A 14,944-nucleotide genomic window follows, 5' to 3' on the forward strand; every position below is an offset into this window, starting at 1 on the left:
ATCACCCGCAGACTAGCGCTCAGGCGTGCCGGCGGGTGTGCAGCAGCACGGCGCCGCAGGTGACCAGGCCTGCCGCGAGGATGGACAGGGCCAGGCCATTCGCACCGGTCTTAGCCAGCTCCTGGCCGGAGGCCTTGGCCGGCGCCGTGACGGCCACGGTCGCGGCCGTGTCGCCGGCGACGGGCTGGGCGTTGGCGTCATCGTTCTGGGTGATGACATTGTCATCGCCGTCGGAGTCGTCGCTGCGGGCGGTCAGGCTGTAAACGCCGCCCGAGACGGTGATCAGCGCGGTGGAGTCGCCGCCCTCCCCGTAGCGGTCACCGGTCAGTCGCAGGACGTAGGTGCCGTCGGGGACGGAGGGAGCCGGGAAGGTCCCGGTGAAGTTCCCGTCGGAGTCGACGCTGCCCGAGCCGATCGTGGCCGCCGGGGTGGCGTCGGCGGACTCGGCGTCGGCCTGGTTGATCAGAACGGCGGTGGCGGTCTCGCCCGGGGTCAGGCCGGACGCCGTGATCTCGAAGGACTGCGCGCCGGCCTCGCCGGTGATGACGTACTCGCCCGAGAAGGAGGTGCCGTCAGGGATGATCTGCTCACCGGCGGTGTCACTCAGGGAGCCGCTGTAGTCCATGCACTGGGCGGCGATGTACCACGGGTCGGTGTTGGGGTCGGTGCCGAGCTCGGCAATGGCCTTGCTCAGGTCCAGGGTGGCGGTCCAGGTGCCGTCGGCCTGGGCGTCCACGGTAACCGGGGTGGAGAAGGCGGAGCCATTCTCGTCATTGGTCAGGGCCACGCTGACCTGGCCGGGGTTCTCTGCGTTTCCACAGCCGGAGCCGGTGACCGTCAGTGAGGAGGCCGGGTCCACGACGCGACTGGAAGGCGCGTCCAGCGTGAAGCCGTCCTCAGTGGTGTAAGCGAGTGCGGGGGTAGATACGGCCGTGCCGGCCACTACGAGAGCAGCGGCACCGGCGATGGTCAGTGAGCGTCCCAGACGCATAGATCCTCCAGATGGGATAGACGAGACACGGCGCGGGGCGGCGCCGGACTGCAACCACTCTCTCGCGAATCTCGTTTTGGAGACAAGCCCTACTCGTGTGATCTGTCTGTGATTCTGGACGGGTTTGTGACCACATGAGCCACATCAGTCACGAATCTGGGACGAAAATCCCAGGTTCGGCGGGTTCTGGGCGCGGGCCGATGGGTAGAACTCCCCATCACTCCGTCTCGCACACACTGTCTGTTCCGTCACTTCGTCTGGCCGTGGGCATCGCCGGGTCATCTACGGGCCATCGCCGGGATGTCGTCTGGCCCTTTGTGCGGGGGCCTCCGGCCGCGCCGGACGTCGGCCCCCGCCGGCCGCACCTCACCAGATGCTCACGCGCTCCTGAGGCGGGAGCCATAGCGCGTCCCCGGCGGTAACGCCGAAGGCGTCGTAGAAGGCGTCCACGTTGCGTACGATCCCGTTGCAGCGGAACTCCGCGGGGGAGTGGGGGTCGATCGTCAGTAGCAGCTCGGCGTAGTCGTCCCGGCTCTTGCTCCGCCAGATGCGCGCCCAGGAGTAGAAGAAGCGCTCCAGGCCGGTCAGCCCGTCGATGACCGGCGCCTGCTGCACGGAGCCGATACCGGCGTCGGCCAGGGCCAGGGCGTAGGCCTTCAGGGCGATGCCCAGGCCGCCGAGGTCGCCGATATTCTCACCGATCGTGAGCTCCCCGTTGACGTGCGGGGCCTCATCGACGCCCTTGCCGTCCGCCTGCGCACGTTCCACCAGCGCCCTCGGCCGGTAGGCGTCGTACTGTGCGATCAATGCATGGGTGCGTGCCTCGAATGCCTCCCGGTCCGCCTCGGTCCACCAGTTGGTCACCTTGCCGTGCCCATCGAAGGTGGAGCCCTGGTCGTCGAACCCGTGGCCGATCTCATGGCCGATCACTGCGCCAATACCGGCGTAGTTGACGGCGTCGTCGGCCTCGGGGTCGAAGAAGGGGGGCTGCAGGATCGCGGCGGGGAAGACGATCTCATTCATCGTCGGGTTGTAGTAGGCGTTGACCGTCTGCGGCGTCATGTGCCACTCCTCCCGGTCCACCGGACCGCCCAGCTTGCGCAGGTCCCGGGCCAGCTCGAAAGCCTCAACCGAGCGCACCGAGCCGACTACGTCACCGGGCGTGACCACCACGGCGCTGTAGTCCCGCCACGTGCGCGGGTAGCCGATCTTCGGGGTGAATAGGGAAAGCTTCTCCAGGGCGCGCTCGCGGGTTGCCGGGCTCATCCAATCCAGGGTGGAGATCGACTGCCGGTAGGCCTCGATCAGTCGGCCGACCAGGTGCTCCATGTGCTCCTTGTGGGCGGGCGGGAAGTGTCGTGCCACGTACCGCTCGCCCAGCGCCTCGCCCAGCGTCCCCTCAATCAGGCCCACGCCGCGCTTCCAGCGGGCCCGCAGCTCGTCCACACCCTGAAGAGTGTGGGAGTAGAAGTCGAAGTTCTCCTCTACGAAGCCCCGTGAGAGCAGCGGCGCCCGGCCGTGAACCACGTGCCACGCCGCCCACGCCCGCAGGTCGCCCAGGGGGGTTTGCCGCCATACCTGGGCCAGGTGCGGCAGATAGTCGGGCTGCTCAACGATCACCTCATTCAGCAGCGTGCCCGGCTGCGCCTGAACAGCCGCTGCGGCAGCGTCCACGCCCGCGCGCCAGGCTGACCAGGGGAAGTCGGGAGCGGAGTCCACCAGGTCTGCCCAGGTGGTTGGGTTGTTGATCTTCTCAATGTCGCGGCAGGCTACTCGGTCCCAGTGCCCCTCGGCCAGCGCGGTCTCCACCGCCATGATCCGCTCGGCGAGTGTGTCCGCGGCTGCCCCCAGGCGCTCCGGCAGACCTGCCAGCTCCAGCATGCGCGCTACGTGGGCGACATAGGCCTCCCGGATCTCGGCCTGGTCCTCGTCCCGGTAGTAGGACTCGTCCGGCAGCCCCAGGCCCGACTGCTCCATCCAGGTGGTGTAGCGGTCCGGATCGTTCAGGTCCACCTCGACGCCGATGGCCGCAGCACCGGTGAACCCCGCCGCCAGGCGCGCGCCCAGGCTGCGGGCGAGAGCCTCCTTGTCCGTCGCGTTCAGGACCGGCTCAAGCTCGGGGCTCAGCGGGGCGGCCCCGAGGGACTCGATGTGCTCCTCGTCCAGGAAGGAGGCGTATAGGACGCCGATTTTCTCAGCGGACGTGGAGGGCACGTCTGTGCGCGGGGCGGCGGCCAGCTCCTCCAGGATGTCCCGGCAGGCGGCCTCGGCGGCGTCACGCAGCACCAGGAATGAGCCGGTGGCGGGGCGGTCGGCGGGAATGGTCGTCGTAGCCAGCCAGTTCCCGTTGACATGGCGGAACAGATCATCCTGGGGGCGCACGGAGGCGTTGGCGGCGGCGGTCTCATAGACGCCCGCCAGCACTGTGGCATCCGCTGGGGCGGTCGCCCCACGGGAGTCGGTGCTGACGGCGGAGTGGCTCGGATCGGTCATGGCGCAACGCTAGCCCGCGCCTGCACATGCGCCCGCATGCGCCGGCCAGGGCCGCAAGATATGTTCGCGTGAGGCACAATTCATCCATGCGCATTCACATCGGTACCGACCACGCCGGATTCGAACTCAAAGGCATTCTCGTCTCCCACTGGCAGCAGGCCGGGCACGAGGTCGTCGACCACGGGTGCTACGTCTACGACCGCCTTGACGACTACCCGGAGTTCTGTATCGCCTGTGCCGAGGCGGTGGCGGCCGAGCCGGGCAGCCTGGGTGTGGTCCTCGGCGGTTCCGGCAACGGCGAGCAGATGGCCGCCAACCTGGTGGCGGGTGTGCGCGCGGCACTGGTCTGGAGCGAGGAGACCGCCCGGCTGGCCCGTAAGCACAATGACGCCAACATTGCCGGCCTGGGCGCCCGCATGCACACGAATGACGAGGCCGTCAGAATCCTGGACGCATTCATTGCCGAGCCGTTCAGCGGCGAGCAGCGCCACCAGAATCGGATTGATCAGATGGCCGCCTACGAGGAGCGCCGAGACCGCCGGTCGGCCTGATGCGCGTCGCGCTCCGCGCGCCTTGGCGGGCGGGTTGCGGGAACGGCGCAGCTATCGTGTAGCGTCCCCGGCATGCCCGAAGGTCACACCGTCCACCGACTTGCAGATGCGCTGGCGGAGCTTTACGGCGGTCAACGGCTGACCGTCTCCTCTCCGCAAGGACGCTTCGCCGATGGCGCCTCCCGGCTGGACGGGCAGGTCCTCCTGGACGGGCAGGCCTATGGCAAGCACCTGTTCCTCCCATTCGCCCCTGAGGCCGGCACTCCCACCGATTCCCTGGATGTGACCTGGCTGCGCATCCACCTGGGCCTGTACGGCTCATGGACCTTCGACGGCGACAGCGCCTTCACGGCGCCGCACTCCATCGGTGCCCCTCGGCGGAAGGTGGGGGAGCGGGGCGAGCATGCGCTGTCGCGCGGTGGCGGCTCGGCTCTGTCCGGCATCAGTGGCCAGGATCCCGCCCCACCGGCTCCGGGTGAGTGGATGCCGCCGGCGCCCCGGGGCGCCGTGCGCCTGCGCCTGGCTGGGGACCACGGAGTAGCGGACCTGACTGGGCCGGCCGCCTGCGAGTTGCTGGACGCCGCGGGCGTTGCCGCGGTGCGGCGTCGCCTGGGCCCCGATCCGCTGCGCCCGGACGCCGATTCCGAGGAGTTCATTGCCGGGGTGCGCCGTCGTCGGAGGGCCGTGGGCGAACTGCTGATGGACCAGTCTGTGCTGGCGGGGGCGGGCAATATCTTCCGCGCCGAGACGCTGTTCCGGGTGGGGCTGTCACCGTTTAGGCCGGGAAATCGAGTCAGTGCCAAACTGCTGCGGGCGGTCTGGGATGACTTGGTTCCGCTAATGGAGTACGGGGTGGCTACCGGTTTCATCACCACGGTCGATGCGGAGGATGTGCCTGAGCCGCTGCCGGAGGGCGATGAGGAGGCCGGGCGCTGGTACGTCTACCACCGCACGGGCCGACCCTGCCTGCGCTGCGGCACGGCAATCGCTGAGCGTGAAGTGGCTGGCAGGCGCCTGTTCTGGTGCCCGTCCTGCCAGGCGCGCTGAGAGGGGAGCCTCACGGCGGCCAGGGGCTGAGGAACGGCCGCGCGTCCAGCCCCGATCCCAGTCGTGTGGCGCCGGACGCGAGCCCGCTTGTGGTTATACGCCTGCGCGGCGTCGCTCCGGAAGCCGCTGGACGCGGCTGGGTGCAAACGGGTGCTGGACACGACCGGATGCCCTGGGAGCCGCCCGGAGTGGCAGATCTAGATGTAGCTGGATGTAGCTAGATGTAGATAGTCGGGTCGAGCATGAGCTCGGGGTCGGTGCGCGGGTCCCGGGCACGTGCGGGCACCCCCACGCCCACGTGATCGGCGGGCAGGTTCTTCACCAGCACGGCGTTGGCTCCGATCTTGGCTCCGTCCTCAACGGTCACCGGTCCCAGTACCTTGGCGCCCGCCCCGATCTGCACGTTGTTACCGATGGTGGGGTGGCGCTTGCCGGGGTTCATGGATACGCCGCCGAGCGTGACGCCGTGGAACATGAGCACGTCATTGCCTACCTCGGCGGTCTCCCCGATCACCACGCCCATGCCGTGGTCGATGAAGAAGCGCTCACCGATCTTGGCTGCGGGGTGGATCTCGATGCCGGTGGCCGCCCGAGCCGCCTGCGACAGTGCGCGCGCCGCGAAGTAGTGGCCCCGTAGCCACAGGCTGTGAGCGGCACGATGCGCCCACAGGGCGTGGACACCCGGGTACAACAGTGCGACTTCGAGGCTTGAGCGGGCGGCCGGGTCCCGGCGCCGGGCGGTCGCCAGATCCTCCTTGGCGAGATCAACGAACGACCGACTGGGCTTGTGCATGGTGCTCCTAGAACAACAACCTAGTGACAGGTGTGATGACCGACAGGGACATTTCTGGGATGCGGGCGCCGGAGACGCCGCGAACGGTGCCTGACCTGCGATGATCCGACCGGAGAACGTCGGTGGTGGCGTCCCTGTTCCCGGGATACCACCACCGACGCCATTCCGTGGCCGTTTCCGCTGCGGAACATGGCTGCGGCCGGGTGCCTGAGGTGGCGCGGGGATGCGCAGCAACGCAATCGGACACGGGTGCGGCTACATGCCCGACTATTCAGCTGACTGCTATTCCGGCCGCTTTTTCAACAGCAGGCTTGTGCTGTCCGGCCTGCGCCCCGGCTCAGGCACTGGTGCTGGTGCCAGTTAAGGGATTAGTTCAGGTACTCGGCGTACAGCGCGGTGGACAGGTAGCGCTCGCCGGTGTCCGGCAGCACGGTGACGATCGTCTTGCCCGCGAATTCCTCCCGCTGCGCGATCTGCGAGGCGGCGGCCAGCGCTGCCCCGGAGGAGATTCCCACCAGCAGGCCTTCTTCGGCGGCGGCGCGGCGGGCGTAGGTGAGCGCCGTGTCGGACTCGATGTGCAGCAGCTCGTCCCAGATGGACTGGTCCAGTACCTCGGGGATGACGTTGGGGCCAATGCCCTGGATCTTGTGGGGCGCGGCCTTGCCCTCGCTGAGCAGCGGGGACTCGGTGGGCTCAACGCCGAAGATCTTCACGCCGGGGATCTGCTCGCGCAGGATCTGTCCCACACCGGTGAGGGTGCCCCCGGTGCCGATGCCGGCCACGAAGGCGTCCACCTGCGAGCCGGTTGCCGCCAGGATCTCCTGGGCGGTGGTCTCACGGTGGATTCGTGGGTTGGCGGGGTTGGTGAACTGGGACGCCAGCACGGAGTTGGGGGTTACTGCCTGAATCTCCTCGGCTCGCTTGACCGCACCCGCGACCCCGCCCTCAGTGGTCAGCACCAGGTCGGCGCCATAGGCGCGCATGATGGCGCGGCGCTCCTTGGACATGGTCTCCGGCATGGTGATCACTACCCGGTAGCCGAGGGCAGCACCCACCATGGCCAGGCCGACGCCGGTGTTGCCGGAGGTCGCCTCGATGATGGTGCCGCCGGGCTTCAGCTCGCCGGAGGCCTCGGCGGCCCTGACTATGGAGAGGGCGATACGGTCCTTGACGCTGCCGGCGGGCTCGAAGGCCTCGACCTTGGCCAGGACGGTGGCGGGTGCGCCGTCGGTGACGCGGTTGATGCGGACCAGGGGGGTGGAGCCGACGAGCTCGGTGATGTTGGCGGCGTATGTCATTGCAGAATCCTTAAGTCGTATGGGGTGCGCGGAGCCGTTGCGTCGATTCGGCGCGGACGTACACGGTCAGACGTATACCGCCCGGGCCTGGGCGGCGGCTGAGCGGCTCCTGACGGGGGGGGTTGAACTGGTGGAGGGGCACTGGCAGGAGGCCCCGAGCGCCGGGCATGCGCGCATCAGCGCGCGCACAATGTCATGGCCTGGCGCTCTACCGACACTGGCAGCAGCGAGGGGACATCACGCACATGACGTGGTTGGCCGTCATGGGGTCCTCCTCTTGCTGGTACTGCCGAAGCTTGCGGAATCGATCCGACGACGAGCGCTAACCCGATCCGCTGGCGACACAGTAGCGCCTGGGTCGGCGCGGCTGTCAACTCGATCGAATGGTGAAATGCGCTTCATTGCGCCTGCTTGTTCGTGCAGCGCGTGCCACGCGCGGTGCGGGGCCGGCAGGCGCGCTCAGGCCCCGGAAAGGGGCGTTTCAACCACGCGGCTGCCGGCCGGCTCGGCAGCCGCGGCCCCGCCGGTCAGTGCGGACAACTGCGCTGCGAGCGCGGTGGCGTCGGCAGTGGGGGTGGACAGGGTGAGGACTGCATGGGTGGCCTGCCACTGGGTGTCCTCCACCCCAATGCCCTGCGGCCCGCCCTGCCCGCGCAGTTGTGCCTCCAGGCGTCCGGCCTCTGCTACTGGCACGCGCACGTGCCAGAGGTGCCGGGTGTCCAAGCGGGTGCGGGAGACGGCGGCCAGGGCCTGTGCGGCGGCCTGCGAGTAGGCCCGGGCGAGGCCGCCCGTGCCCAGCAGTGTGCCCCCGAAGTAGCGGGTGACTACAACCGTGGTGTTGCTCAGGCCCGTGCCGCGCAGCACATCCAGCATCGGCTGCCCCGCCGTGCCCGAGGGTTCGCCGTCGTCGCTGGAGCGTTCAATCGGCTGCGCCCCGGGCACGCAGACGACGAAGGCGCTGCAGTGGTGGCGGGCGTCGGGGTAGCGGGAGCGGACGGAGGCGATGAAGGCACGGGCGGCCGCCTCGTCGTCGGTGCGGGCGGCGCGCCCTAGGAAGTGGGAGCGCTTGACCTCCAGGTCGATCTCCGGCTGCTCGCCGCGTGCCGGCGTGACAATGGCGGCGCCAGCGGCAGGGGAGGGCGGTGGGGCGGTCATGGCTCTATGTATAGCCCGGGGGAGCTGCGAGCGCCGTGGAGCTGTGGCCACCGCCAGTTGGACGGGACTGATCTCACACGTCTTACGGCGCAGGCTGGCTGGAATGGACTCCGGTCGAGCCGCTAGGGTGACCCCTGGTCAACTATTCTTCGGGTTGCCCGTGAGCGGGCAGCCCCACGAGTTTGAGAGGAGCGGGCGCATGGCAGTGCCGAAGCGGAAGATGTCCCGCAGCAACACCCGTAACCGTCGTTCGCAGTGGAAGGCCAAGCTGCCTGAGCTCCAGACGGTTCGTGTCGGCGGTCGTAAGATCGCGGTGCCCGGACGGCTGTCGAAGGCCTACCGGACCGGCCTCCTCGAGGACTGATAAGAGCAGTAAAGTCCTGACGTCCCGGCTATGTCGGTGACGATGCAGTAGCGGCGGGCCAGGGTCCGTCCCATGCGGGTGTAGCTCAATGGTAGAGCCTCTGCCTTCCAAGCAGATGGCGCGGGTTCGATTCCCGTCACCCGCTCGGTGAGCGCGCGGCCGCCCCGGACTCCGGTGGCGGTCGCAGGCGTTTACACGGGGTGTGGCGCAGCTTGGTAGCGCGCCTGCTTTGGGTGCAGGAGATCGTGGGTTCAAATCCCGCCACCCCGACGATAAGAAGGTCCATGAGCTTGCTCATGAGACCTTCGCAGAGGGGGGAGTAAGAGGCCGTCAGGCCGAATACCCCGACGACGAGGACGCCCGCGAGCTCGCTCGCGGGCGTCCTCGCGTCTACGTCGCGTCTGCTACGAGCTCTTGTCTCCTAGTACGAGCTTTTGCACCCTGGTGTACGGGTATTTGCCGCGCACCAGGGTGCAAAGCGTCGCAGCAGGATGCAAAGCGTCGCACCAGGCACCGCGGGCGGCTGTCCGGCGCCGCGGCGGGTTCTCCAGGCTCTGCTTTGCCGGGTGATCGCATACAGTCGTCACCGTGTTGTCGGGACTGTTGATCGTTGTCGGCGTCGCGGCTGCCTTTGCCTGCATTGAACTGCTGCAGGGTAGACGACGCGCGATGGGCGTGGCGCTGTCCGGCGTGCCGCTGATCGCCGGCTTCACCTGTGGGGTGCTGAACCGGCACAACCCCGCCGCGCTGCCGATCGGTGCGCTGGTGGGTGCCCTGGGTAGCTTCGATGCACTCGCAATGGGTGTACTGCGCGGCGACAAGCGCCACGGCACGGGGCTGCACCGGCTTCGCCGGGCGGGCGCCGGGGCTGCGCTGATCTACGTCGGGGTTGCAGTGGTCTACGTAGCGATCGTGGTGGCGACCTATGCAACGTCGTCTGACGCATTGCGGGACGAACAGGGCGAGCCGCTGTTCATCATTGGGAAGCCGGTCAGCCTCGTAGCGGTCGCGCTGATGTTTGCCTGCATACTGTTGTCATCCGACGCCTTTGACAAGGGGCATACGCGCGCCTGCATCGGGTGGAGCGCATTCCTGCTGCCGCTGGGCTGCGTGCTCGTCCTGCCCGCTGGAATCGGCTCCCTGGTCCCTCCCGTGGGACTTTTCATTGGTGCCGGCTCCGCCATGTTTGCGCTCCTGGCTGGGCTACTCCCGCCCCCGGGGCAGACCACGTCCAACATTCACCACCTGCGCAAGGCGCACGTGCTGGCCTTCCTGGGATACCTCGGCACCATCGCGCTGTGTGCGGTGTACGTAATCGTCTGGCGGCAGCTAGCTCGGTAGTGGCGTCATGGTCCTCGCGTTGAGGCGCCTCGGCTGTCTGCTACGAGCTTTCGTCTCTTAGTACGAGCTTTTGCACCCTGGTGTACGGGTATTTGCCGCACACCAGGGTGCAAAGCGTCGTAGCAGGGTGCAAAGCGTCGCAACAGGCACCGCGGGCACCGGTCACGGGTGCGGCAGTGGTAATCGTCGCCGTGCAAAGGTGTCGCACCAGGCACCGCGGGTACGGGGCAGGTGATCACGTTGCCGACCGGGGCTGCCGTGGTCTTCGGGCCGCGTCCCCCGGACCTCGGAGCGCGCTTCCCCCGACGTTCTCAGGCTTCTACGCCGTCGGCTCTCCCACCGCGGCCGCCAGCGCCCGGATCTGGGCCGGGGTGGTGCGGCAGCAGCCGCCGACGGCACGGGCTCCCAGTGCCTCCCAGGCAGGCAGTTTGCTGGCCAGCAGGTCGTCTCCGTGCCCCGTGCCGCCGCTGCCGGTGGACCACGTCTTGGCCTCGGCGTCATACTCCTCACCCGAGTTCGGGTAGACGACCAGCGGCACACTGCTGAGGCCGCCGAGCAGGCTCAGCGCCGTCGTCGCAGTCTCCGGGCGAGTGCAGTTGACCCCCAGCAGCCGTAGTTGCGGGGTTTCCCGCGCCCAGGCCGCCACGTCCTCCAGTGGCGTGCCGTCGCGCAGGGCTGCGCCGTCGTCGCGCACCGACAGCGACAGCCACGCGGGCACGCCCGGAGCCACTTCGGGCAGCAGCCCCAGCAGTGCGCGGATCTCCGGTCCCTGCGGCATTGTCTCCAGGGCCAGCACGTCCACGCCCGCCTGAGTCAGCAGCCGCAGCCGCGGGCGGTGGAAGGCGCGAAAGTCCTCATCCGTGCGCGTGTAGGCGCCGGTGTACTCGCTGCCGTCGGCCAGATAGGCGCCGTAGGGCCCCACCGAACCCGCTACCAGGCCGTGGCCCCCGGTGGCCGCCGCGTGCTCGTCGCGGGCCCGGCGCGCCAGCCGCACCGCCTGGCGCACCATGCCCTCGGCCTCGTCCTCGCTCAGGCCCGCGCGCCGGTAGGCGTCCAGATTCGCCTGGTAGGTGTTGGTCGTGGCCACGTCGGCGCCGGCGGCGAAGTAGGCGCGGTGCACGTCCAGGACCGCGTCGGGTGCGTCGCGCATGGCCAGCGCGGACCACAACGGCCCGGAGGTGTCCACGCCCCGCTTCTCCAGCTCGGTGGCCATCGCGCCGTCAAGGACGATCGTCCCCCGCCTGGCCAGTAGTCTCGTTAGTGCGTCGCTCATATCGATTCCCTCCCGACCCTGTTCGCGGCCGCCGCACGCCGACGGCATACCCACCCTAGCCGGGAAGACCAGACGCACCTGCCCGGACCTCTCTCAGGAAGCCCCCATGGCACTCGAACCCGACACCGTCGCCGATCCTCCCGGACCGGCAGCCTCATCCCCACCGCCGCCTTCATCACCACTACCCCCGCCATCGCATTCCGCGGCCTGGACGCCGCCCGAGGCGCCGCCGACCGACGCTGAGTCGGCACGCAACCACGACCGCCTGCAGCGCAAGATGAGCTCGCGCCACCTGACGATGATCTCCTTCGGCGGGGTCATCGGCACAGGCCTTTTCGTCTCCTCCGGCTACACCATCAGCCAGGCCGGCCCGCTGGGAACCGTGATCGCCTACGCCGTCGGCGCGCTGCTGGTCTACCTGGTCATGCTGTGCCTGGGTGAGCTGAGCGTGGCCATGCCCTGGACCGGTGCCTTCCACGTGTACGCCAAGGAGCTGATCGGTCCCGGCACCGGGTTCGTGGTGGCGGTGCTGTACTGGCTGACCTGGACCATCGCGCTGGGCTCGGAGTTCACCGCAGCCGGCGCCATCATGCGGCACTGGTTCCCCGCCACGCCGGTGTGGATGTGGTCGGCGATCTTCATTGTGGTGGTCTTCGCCACCAACGTGTTCTCGGTGCGGGTATTCGCCGAGGCCGAGTCCTGGCTGGCGGGGGTGAAGGTCTTCGCCATTATTGCCTTCATCGTGCTCGGCGGCTTGGCGATCATCGGCGTCATCCCCATGTCCGATGGCTCCTCCTCTCCGGGGCTGAGCAACTTCATGCGCGACGGAGCCTTCCCCAACGGCTTCGGGGCGGTGCTAACCACCATGCTGACGGTCAACTTCGCCTTCTCCGGCACCGAGCTGATTGGTGTAGCCGCGGGGGAGACCGCTGACCCCGGCCGCAACATCCCCCGCGCCATCCGCACCACCCTGGTGCGCTTGACCGTGTTCTTCATCGGCTCGATCGTGGTCATGGCCGCCTTCATTCCCTGGCGGGACGCTGGTGTGGACAACTCGCCCTTCGTCACGGTGCTGGACATGATCGGCGTGCCCCACGCGGGCGACATCATGAACATCGTGATCGTCACCGCGATCCTGTCCGCCGCAAACTCCGGTTTGTTCGCCTCCACCCGCATGCTGTGGTCGCTGGCCAACGAGGGGACCGTGCCGGAGATCGTCGCCCGCACCAACATGCGGGGCGTGCCCGTGGTGGCGCTGGCTCTGTCCATGTTGGGCGGACTGCTGGCTCTGCTCAGCTCCGTGGTGGCCGCCGACACCGTCTACCTGGTGCTGGTGTCCATTTCCGGGCTCGCGGTAGTGATTGTGTGGATGGCGATCGCTGCCTGCCAGTTCGTCTTCCGACGCCGCTGGATCGACGCCGGGCACAGCCCCGCCGAGCTCGGCTACCGCACCCCCGGCTATCCGTGGGTGCCGCTGGCGGCCTTCATCGGCTCGGCCGCATCCTGCATCCTGATCGTCTTCGACCCCGGCCAGCGCTCGGCCCTGTACTGGACCGTGCCCTTCGTGGCCCTGTGCTACGCCGGGCACGCACTGGCACTGCGCCGCGGCTGGGTGAAGGCCTGACTCGGGCGCGCGTGACGGCGGCGGCCCGCGCCATAGGCTGACCTCATGCCCTCATATCGCACCATCCTCACGGTCACCAACCTGCTGCCCGGCCACGGTCCGCAGGAGGTGGAGTCCGCCGCCCGCGCTGCCGTGACCTGGTCGACCACGCTGGAGGCCTTCCAGGTCGACGTCGTGCGCGGCCAGCCGCGCGTCACGATCCGCTTCACCGGGGCCGACGACGCCGAGGCCCGCACGGTACATGAGCGCACGGTGGCAGGGGTGCGGGAGGTCGCCGTCGTCCCGGCCGGTGTGCTTGCCAAGGTGGTAGGCGGGCGTAGCGTGCCTGTCGTCCAGGGGGCGTGAGGTGCGGTGGCATGGCCAGCGCCCGGCGTGAATGTGAGCAGTTCCCGCCTGCTGTGGGTGGGCTCATTTGTCACCTGGCCGCGGCCGTGCCCTAGGATGGCCCGGAATTGACGCCGCACCAGGGCGTCCGCAGGGACCCTTCCGGTCCCGCGCCACCAGCCGCATCCAAGCATTCGGAGTAGAACCCCGTGAAAAGTACCGTCGAGAACCTTGACCCCGCGCGCATCAAGCTGACCGTGGAGGTCCCCTACGAGGAGCTGGGGCCGAGCCTCGACGCCGCCTACAAGGAGATCGGCTCACAGGTCCAGATCCCGGGGTTCCGTCGCGGGCACGTCCCGCCGCGCATCATTGACCAGCGTGTGGGCCGCGCCTCCGTCATCCAGGAGGCCGTCAACAACAAGCTGCCCGACTTCTACCGGGACGCCATCAACGAGTCCGGACGCGTGCCCCTGAGCCAGCCGGACATTGAGGTCACCGAGCTCGTCAACGTGACCGGCCCCCAGGGAGGTCAGCTGGTCTTCACCGCCGAGGTCACCGTGCGCCCCGAGTTCGAGCTGCCCGAGCTGGGCGAGCTGGACGTGACGGTGGACGCCGTCGAGATCACCGACGCTGATGTGGACAGCGAGCTGGACAACCTGCGGGCTCGCTTCGGCTCGTTGAAGTCCGTCAAGCGTGCCGCCAAGACCGGAGACTTCGTCACCATTGACCTCAAGGCCGTCATCGACGGCGAGGAGGTCGACTCCGTGTCCGGCGTGTCCTACGAGATCGGTAAGGGCAACATGCTTGAGGGCCTGGATGACGCACTGACCGGCTTGAAGACCGACGGCTCCACCACCTTCACCACCAAGCTCGCCGGCGGTGAGCACGCCGGTGAGGAGGCCGACGTTACCGTCACCGCCACCGCCGTAAAGGAGCGTGAGCTGCCCGAGGTGGACGACGAGTTCGCCCAGATGGCCTCCGAGTTCGACACCGTTGACGAGCTGCGCGAGGACCTGCGCCGTCAGGCGGCCGAGCGCAAGACCGGGGACCAGGCGATTGCCGCCCGCGACGCCCTGCTGGAGCGCCTGCGCGAGGCGGTCAGCTTCGAAGTGCCGGAGTCCGTGGTTGAGGATGAGATCAAGCAGCATCTCCAGGCCGAGGGCAAGCCCGAGGGCGATCCGCACGCCGACGAGATCCGCGACGACGTCACCTCCGGGGTGCGCGATCAGATCCTGCTGGACGTGCTGGCCGAGTCGCTCGACGTGTCCGTCACCCAGGACGAGCTGCTGGAGTTCCTCATGCAGACGGCTCAGCAGTACGGCATGGAGCCGGCGCAGTTCATGCAGGGCGCTCAGCAGGCCGGCCAGATTCCAGCCTTCGTTTCAGAGGTTGCCCGCAACAAGTCCCTGGCGATGGGGCTGCGTCAGGTGACGGTGAAGGACTCCAATGGCCAGACCGTGGACCTGACCGAGTTCATCGGCTCCGACGAGCTCGACGCCGAGGCCAATGCGGCCGCCGCGGCCGAGGCTGCTGCCGACCAGGCAGATGAGGCGGCGGACGAGGTCGTCGTTTCCCCGGCCGATGCGGACGAGTCCGCCGACTCCGGCTCCTCCGCGGAAAGCGCCGACGACGCCGAGTGACGTCTGCACATACCGCGTAAGAGGGGGGGTCCGCGCCTTAAGGCGCGGAC

13 protein-coding genes and 2 tRNA genes are annotated in these 14,944 nt (G+C 68.6%); 9 read left to right on the forward strand and 6 right to left on the reverse strand.

Annotated elements, in window-relative coordinates; all coding sequences use genetic code 11:
• Positions 1-19 precede the first annotated feature (19 nt).
• Both GZ997_RS07660 and GZ997_RS07665 read right to left on the reverse strand, forming a co-directional pair.
• Complete coding sequence (locus GZ997_RS07660; protein ID WP_162679480.1) at positions 20-991, reverse strand: hypothetical protein; 972 nt, start codon at positions 989-991, stop codon at positions 20-22.
• A gap of 366 nt (positions 992-1,357) precedes the next feature.
• Positions 1,358-3,484, reverse strand: coding sequence for a M13-type metalloendopeptidase (locus GZ997_RS07665; protein ID WP_162679481.1), 2,127 nt, complete (start codon positions 3,482-3,484; stop codon positions 1,358-1,360).
• 86 nt (positions 3,485-3,570) lie between these two features.
• On the opposite strand from GZ997_RS07665, the gene GZ997_RS07670 reads away from it, so the two are divergent.
• A complete protein-coding gene (locus GZ997_RS07670) occupies positions 3,571-4,035 on the forward strand; it encodes a ribose-5-phosphate isomerase (protein ID WP_161923747.1) in 465 nt (154 codons plus the stop codon).
• Positions 4,036-4,107: 72 nt separating this feature from the next.
• A complete protein-coding gene (locus GZ997_RS07675; protein WP_162679482.1) occupies positions 4,108-5,082 on the forward strand; it encodes a DNA-formamidopyrimidine glycosylase family protein in 975 nt (324 codons plus the stop codon).
• A gap of 217 nt (positions 5,083-5,299) precedes the next feature.
• Here GZ997_RS07675 and epsC read toward each other — a convergent pair whose 3' ends face one another.
• The 3 genes from epsC to GZ997_RS07690 form a co-directional block, all read right to left on the reverse strand.
• Complete coding sequence (gene epsC / locus GZ997_RS07680) at positions 5,300-5,875, reverse strand: serine O-acetyltransferase EpsC (RefSeq protein WP_162679483.1); 576 nt, start codon at positions 5,873-5,875, stop codon at positions 5,300-5,302.
• 368 nt (positions 5,876-6,243) lie between these two features.
• Positions 6,244-7,173: a cysteine synthase A gene (gene cysK / locus GZ997_RS07685; RefSeq protein WP_161923750.1), complete on the reverse strand. Its 930-nt coding sequence runs from the start codon at positions 7,171-7,173 to the stop codon at positions 6,244-6,246.
• A gap of 459 nt (positions 7,174-7,632) precedes the next feature.
• Complete coding sequence (locus tag GZ997_RS07690) at positions 7,633-8,328, reverse strand: YigZ family protein (protein ID WP_162679484.1); 696 nt, start codon at positions 8,326-8,328, stop codon at positions 7,633-7,635.
• Positions 8,329-8,527: 199 nt separating this feature from the next.
• Here GZ997_RS07690 and rpmF point away from each other — a divergent pair, with 199 nt between their 5' ends.
• The 4 genes from rpmF (at position 8,528) to GZ997_RS07710 (ending at position 10,033) form a co-directional block, all read left to right on the forward strand.
• Positions 8,528-8,692 (forward strand): 50S ribosomal protein L32, encoded by a 165-nt coding sequence (rpmF, locus tag GZ997_RS07695; protein WP_092535029.1) that lies wholly within the window; start codon positions 8,528-8,530, stop codon positions 8,690-8,692.
• Between the two features lie 74 nt (positions 8,693-8,766).
• Positions 8,767-8,837 (forward strand) — tRNA-Gly (locus tag GZ997_RS07700).
• Positions 8,838-8,888: 51 nt separating this feature from the next.
• Positions 8,889-8,962: transfer RNA gene (locus tag GZ997_RS07705), tRNA-Pro, on the forward strand.
• Positions 8,963-9,280: 318 nt separating this feature from the next.
• Positions 9,281-10,033, forward strand: a complete 753-nt coding sequence (locus tag GZ997_RS07710) for a hypothetical protein (protein WP_162679485.1) — start codon at positions 9,281-9,283, stop codon at positions 10,031-10,033.
• A 319-nt stretch (positions 10,034-10,352) separates the two neighbouring features.
• On the opposite strand, the gene mmuM is transcribed toward GZ997_RS07710, so the two are convergent.
• On the reverse strand, positions 10,353-11,306 hold the full coding sequence (mmuM, locus tag GZ997_RS07715; RefSeq protein ID WP_162679486.1) for a homocysteine S-methyltransferase: 954 nt from the start codon (positions 11,304-11,306) through the stop codon (positions 10,353-10,355).
• A gap of 277 nt (positions 11,307-11,583) precedes the next feature.
• On the opposite strand from mmuM, the gene GZ997_RS07720 reads away from it, so the two are divergent.
• From GZ997_RS07720 to tig, 3 genes are all read left to right on the forward strand, one after another.
• A complete protein-coding gene (locus GZ997_RS07720) occupies positions 11,584-12,930 on the forward strand; it encodes an amino acid permease (protein WP_203234113.1) in 1,347 nt (448 codons plus the stop codon).
• Positions 12,931-12,975: 45 nt separating this feature from the next.
• Positions 12,976-13,275, forward strand: a complete 300-nt coding sequence (locus GZ997_RS07725; RefSeq protein WP_162679488.1) for an FMN-dependent dehydrogenase — start codon at positions 12,976-12,978, stop codon at positions 13,273-13,275.
• 188 nt (positions 13,276-13,463) lie between these two features.
• Entirely contained in the window at positions 13,464-14,894 is a 1,431-nt protein-coding gene (tig, locus tag GZ997_RS07730; RefSeq protein WP_162679489.1) for a trigger factor, read from the forward strand.
• The last annotated feature ends 50 nt before the right edge of the window (positions 14,895-14,944 follow it).

This window comes from Actinomyces sp. 565, assembly GCF_010365615.1.
Taxonomy (GTDB): domain Bacteria; phylum Actinomycetota; class Actinomycetes; order Actinomycetales; family Actinomycetaceae; genus Actinomyces.

What these genes read in the sequence shown, in the direction of transcription:
- GZ997_RS07660 (WP_162679480.1), bottom strand. Translation starts at nt 991, where the DNA reads ATGCGTCTGGGACGCTCACTGACCATCGCCGGTGCCGCTGCTCTCGTA.
- GZ997_RS07665 (WP_162679481.1), bottom strand. Translation starts at nt 3,484, where the DNA reads ATGACCGATCCGAGCCACTCCGCCGTCAGCACCGACTCCCGTGGGGCG.
- GZ997_RS07670 (WP_161923747.1), top strand. Translation starts at nt 3,571, where the DNA reads ATGCGCATTCACATCGGTACCGACCACGCCGGATTCGAACTCAAAGGC.
- GZ997_RS07675 (WP_162679482.1), top strand. Translation starts at nt 4,108, where the DNA reads ATGCCCGAAGGTCACACCGTCCACCGACTTGCAGATGCGCTGGCGGAG.
- epsC (WP_162679483.1), bottom strand. Translation starts at nt 5,875, where the DNA reads ATGCACAAGCCCAGTCGGTCGTTCGTTGATCTCGCCAAGGAGGATCTG.
- cysK (WP_161923750.1), bottom strand. Translation starts at nt 7,173, where the DNA reads ATGACATACGCCGCCAACATCACCGAGCTCGTCGGCTCCACCCCCCTG.
- GZ997_RS07690 (WP_162679484.1), bottom strand. Translation starts at nt 8,328, where the DNA reads ATGACCGCCCCACCGCCCTCCCCTGCCGCTGGCGCCGCCATTGTCACG.
- rpmF (WP_092535029.1), top strand. Translation starts at nt 8,528, where the DNA reads ATGGCAGTGCCGAAGCGGAAGATGTCCCGCAGCAACACCCGTAACCGT.
- mmuM (WP_162679486.1), bottom strand. Translation starts at nt 11,306, where the DNA reads ATGAGCGACGCACTAACGAGACTACTGGCCAGGCGGGGGACGATCGTC.
- GZ997_RS07720 (WP_203234113.1), top strand. Translation starts at nt 11,584, where the DNA reads ATGAGCTCGCGCCACCTGACGATGATCTCCTTCGGCGGGGTCATCGGC.
- GZ997_RS07725 (WP_162679488.1), top strand. Translation starts at nt 12,976, where the DNA reads ATGCCCTCATATCGCACCATCCTCACGGTCACCAACCTGCTGCCCGGC.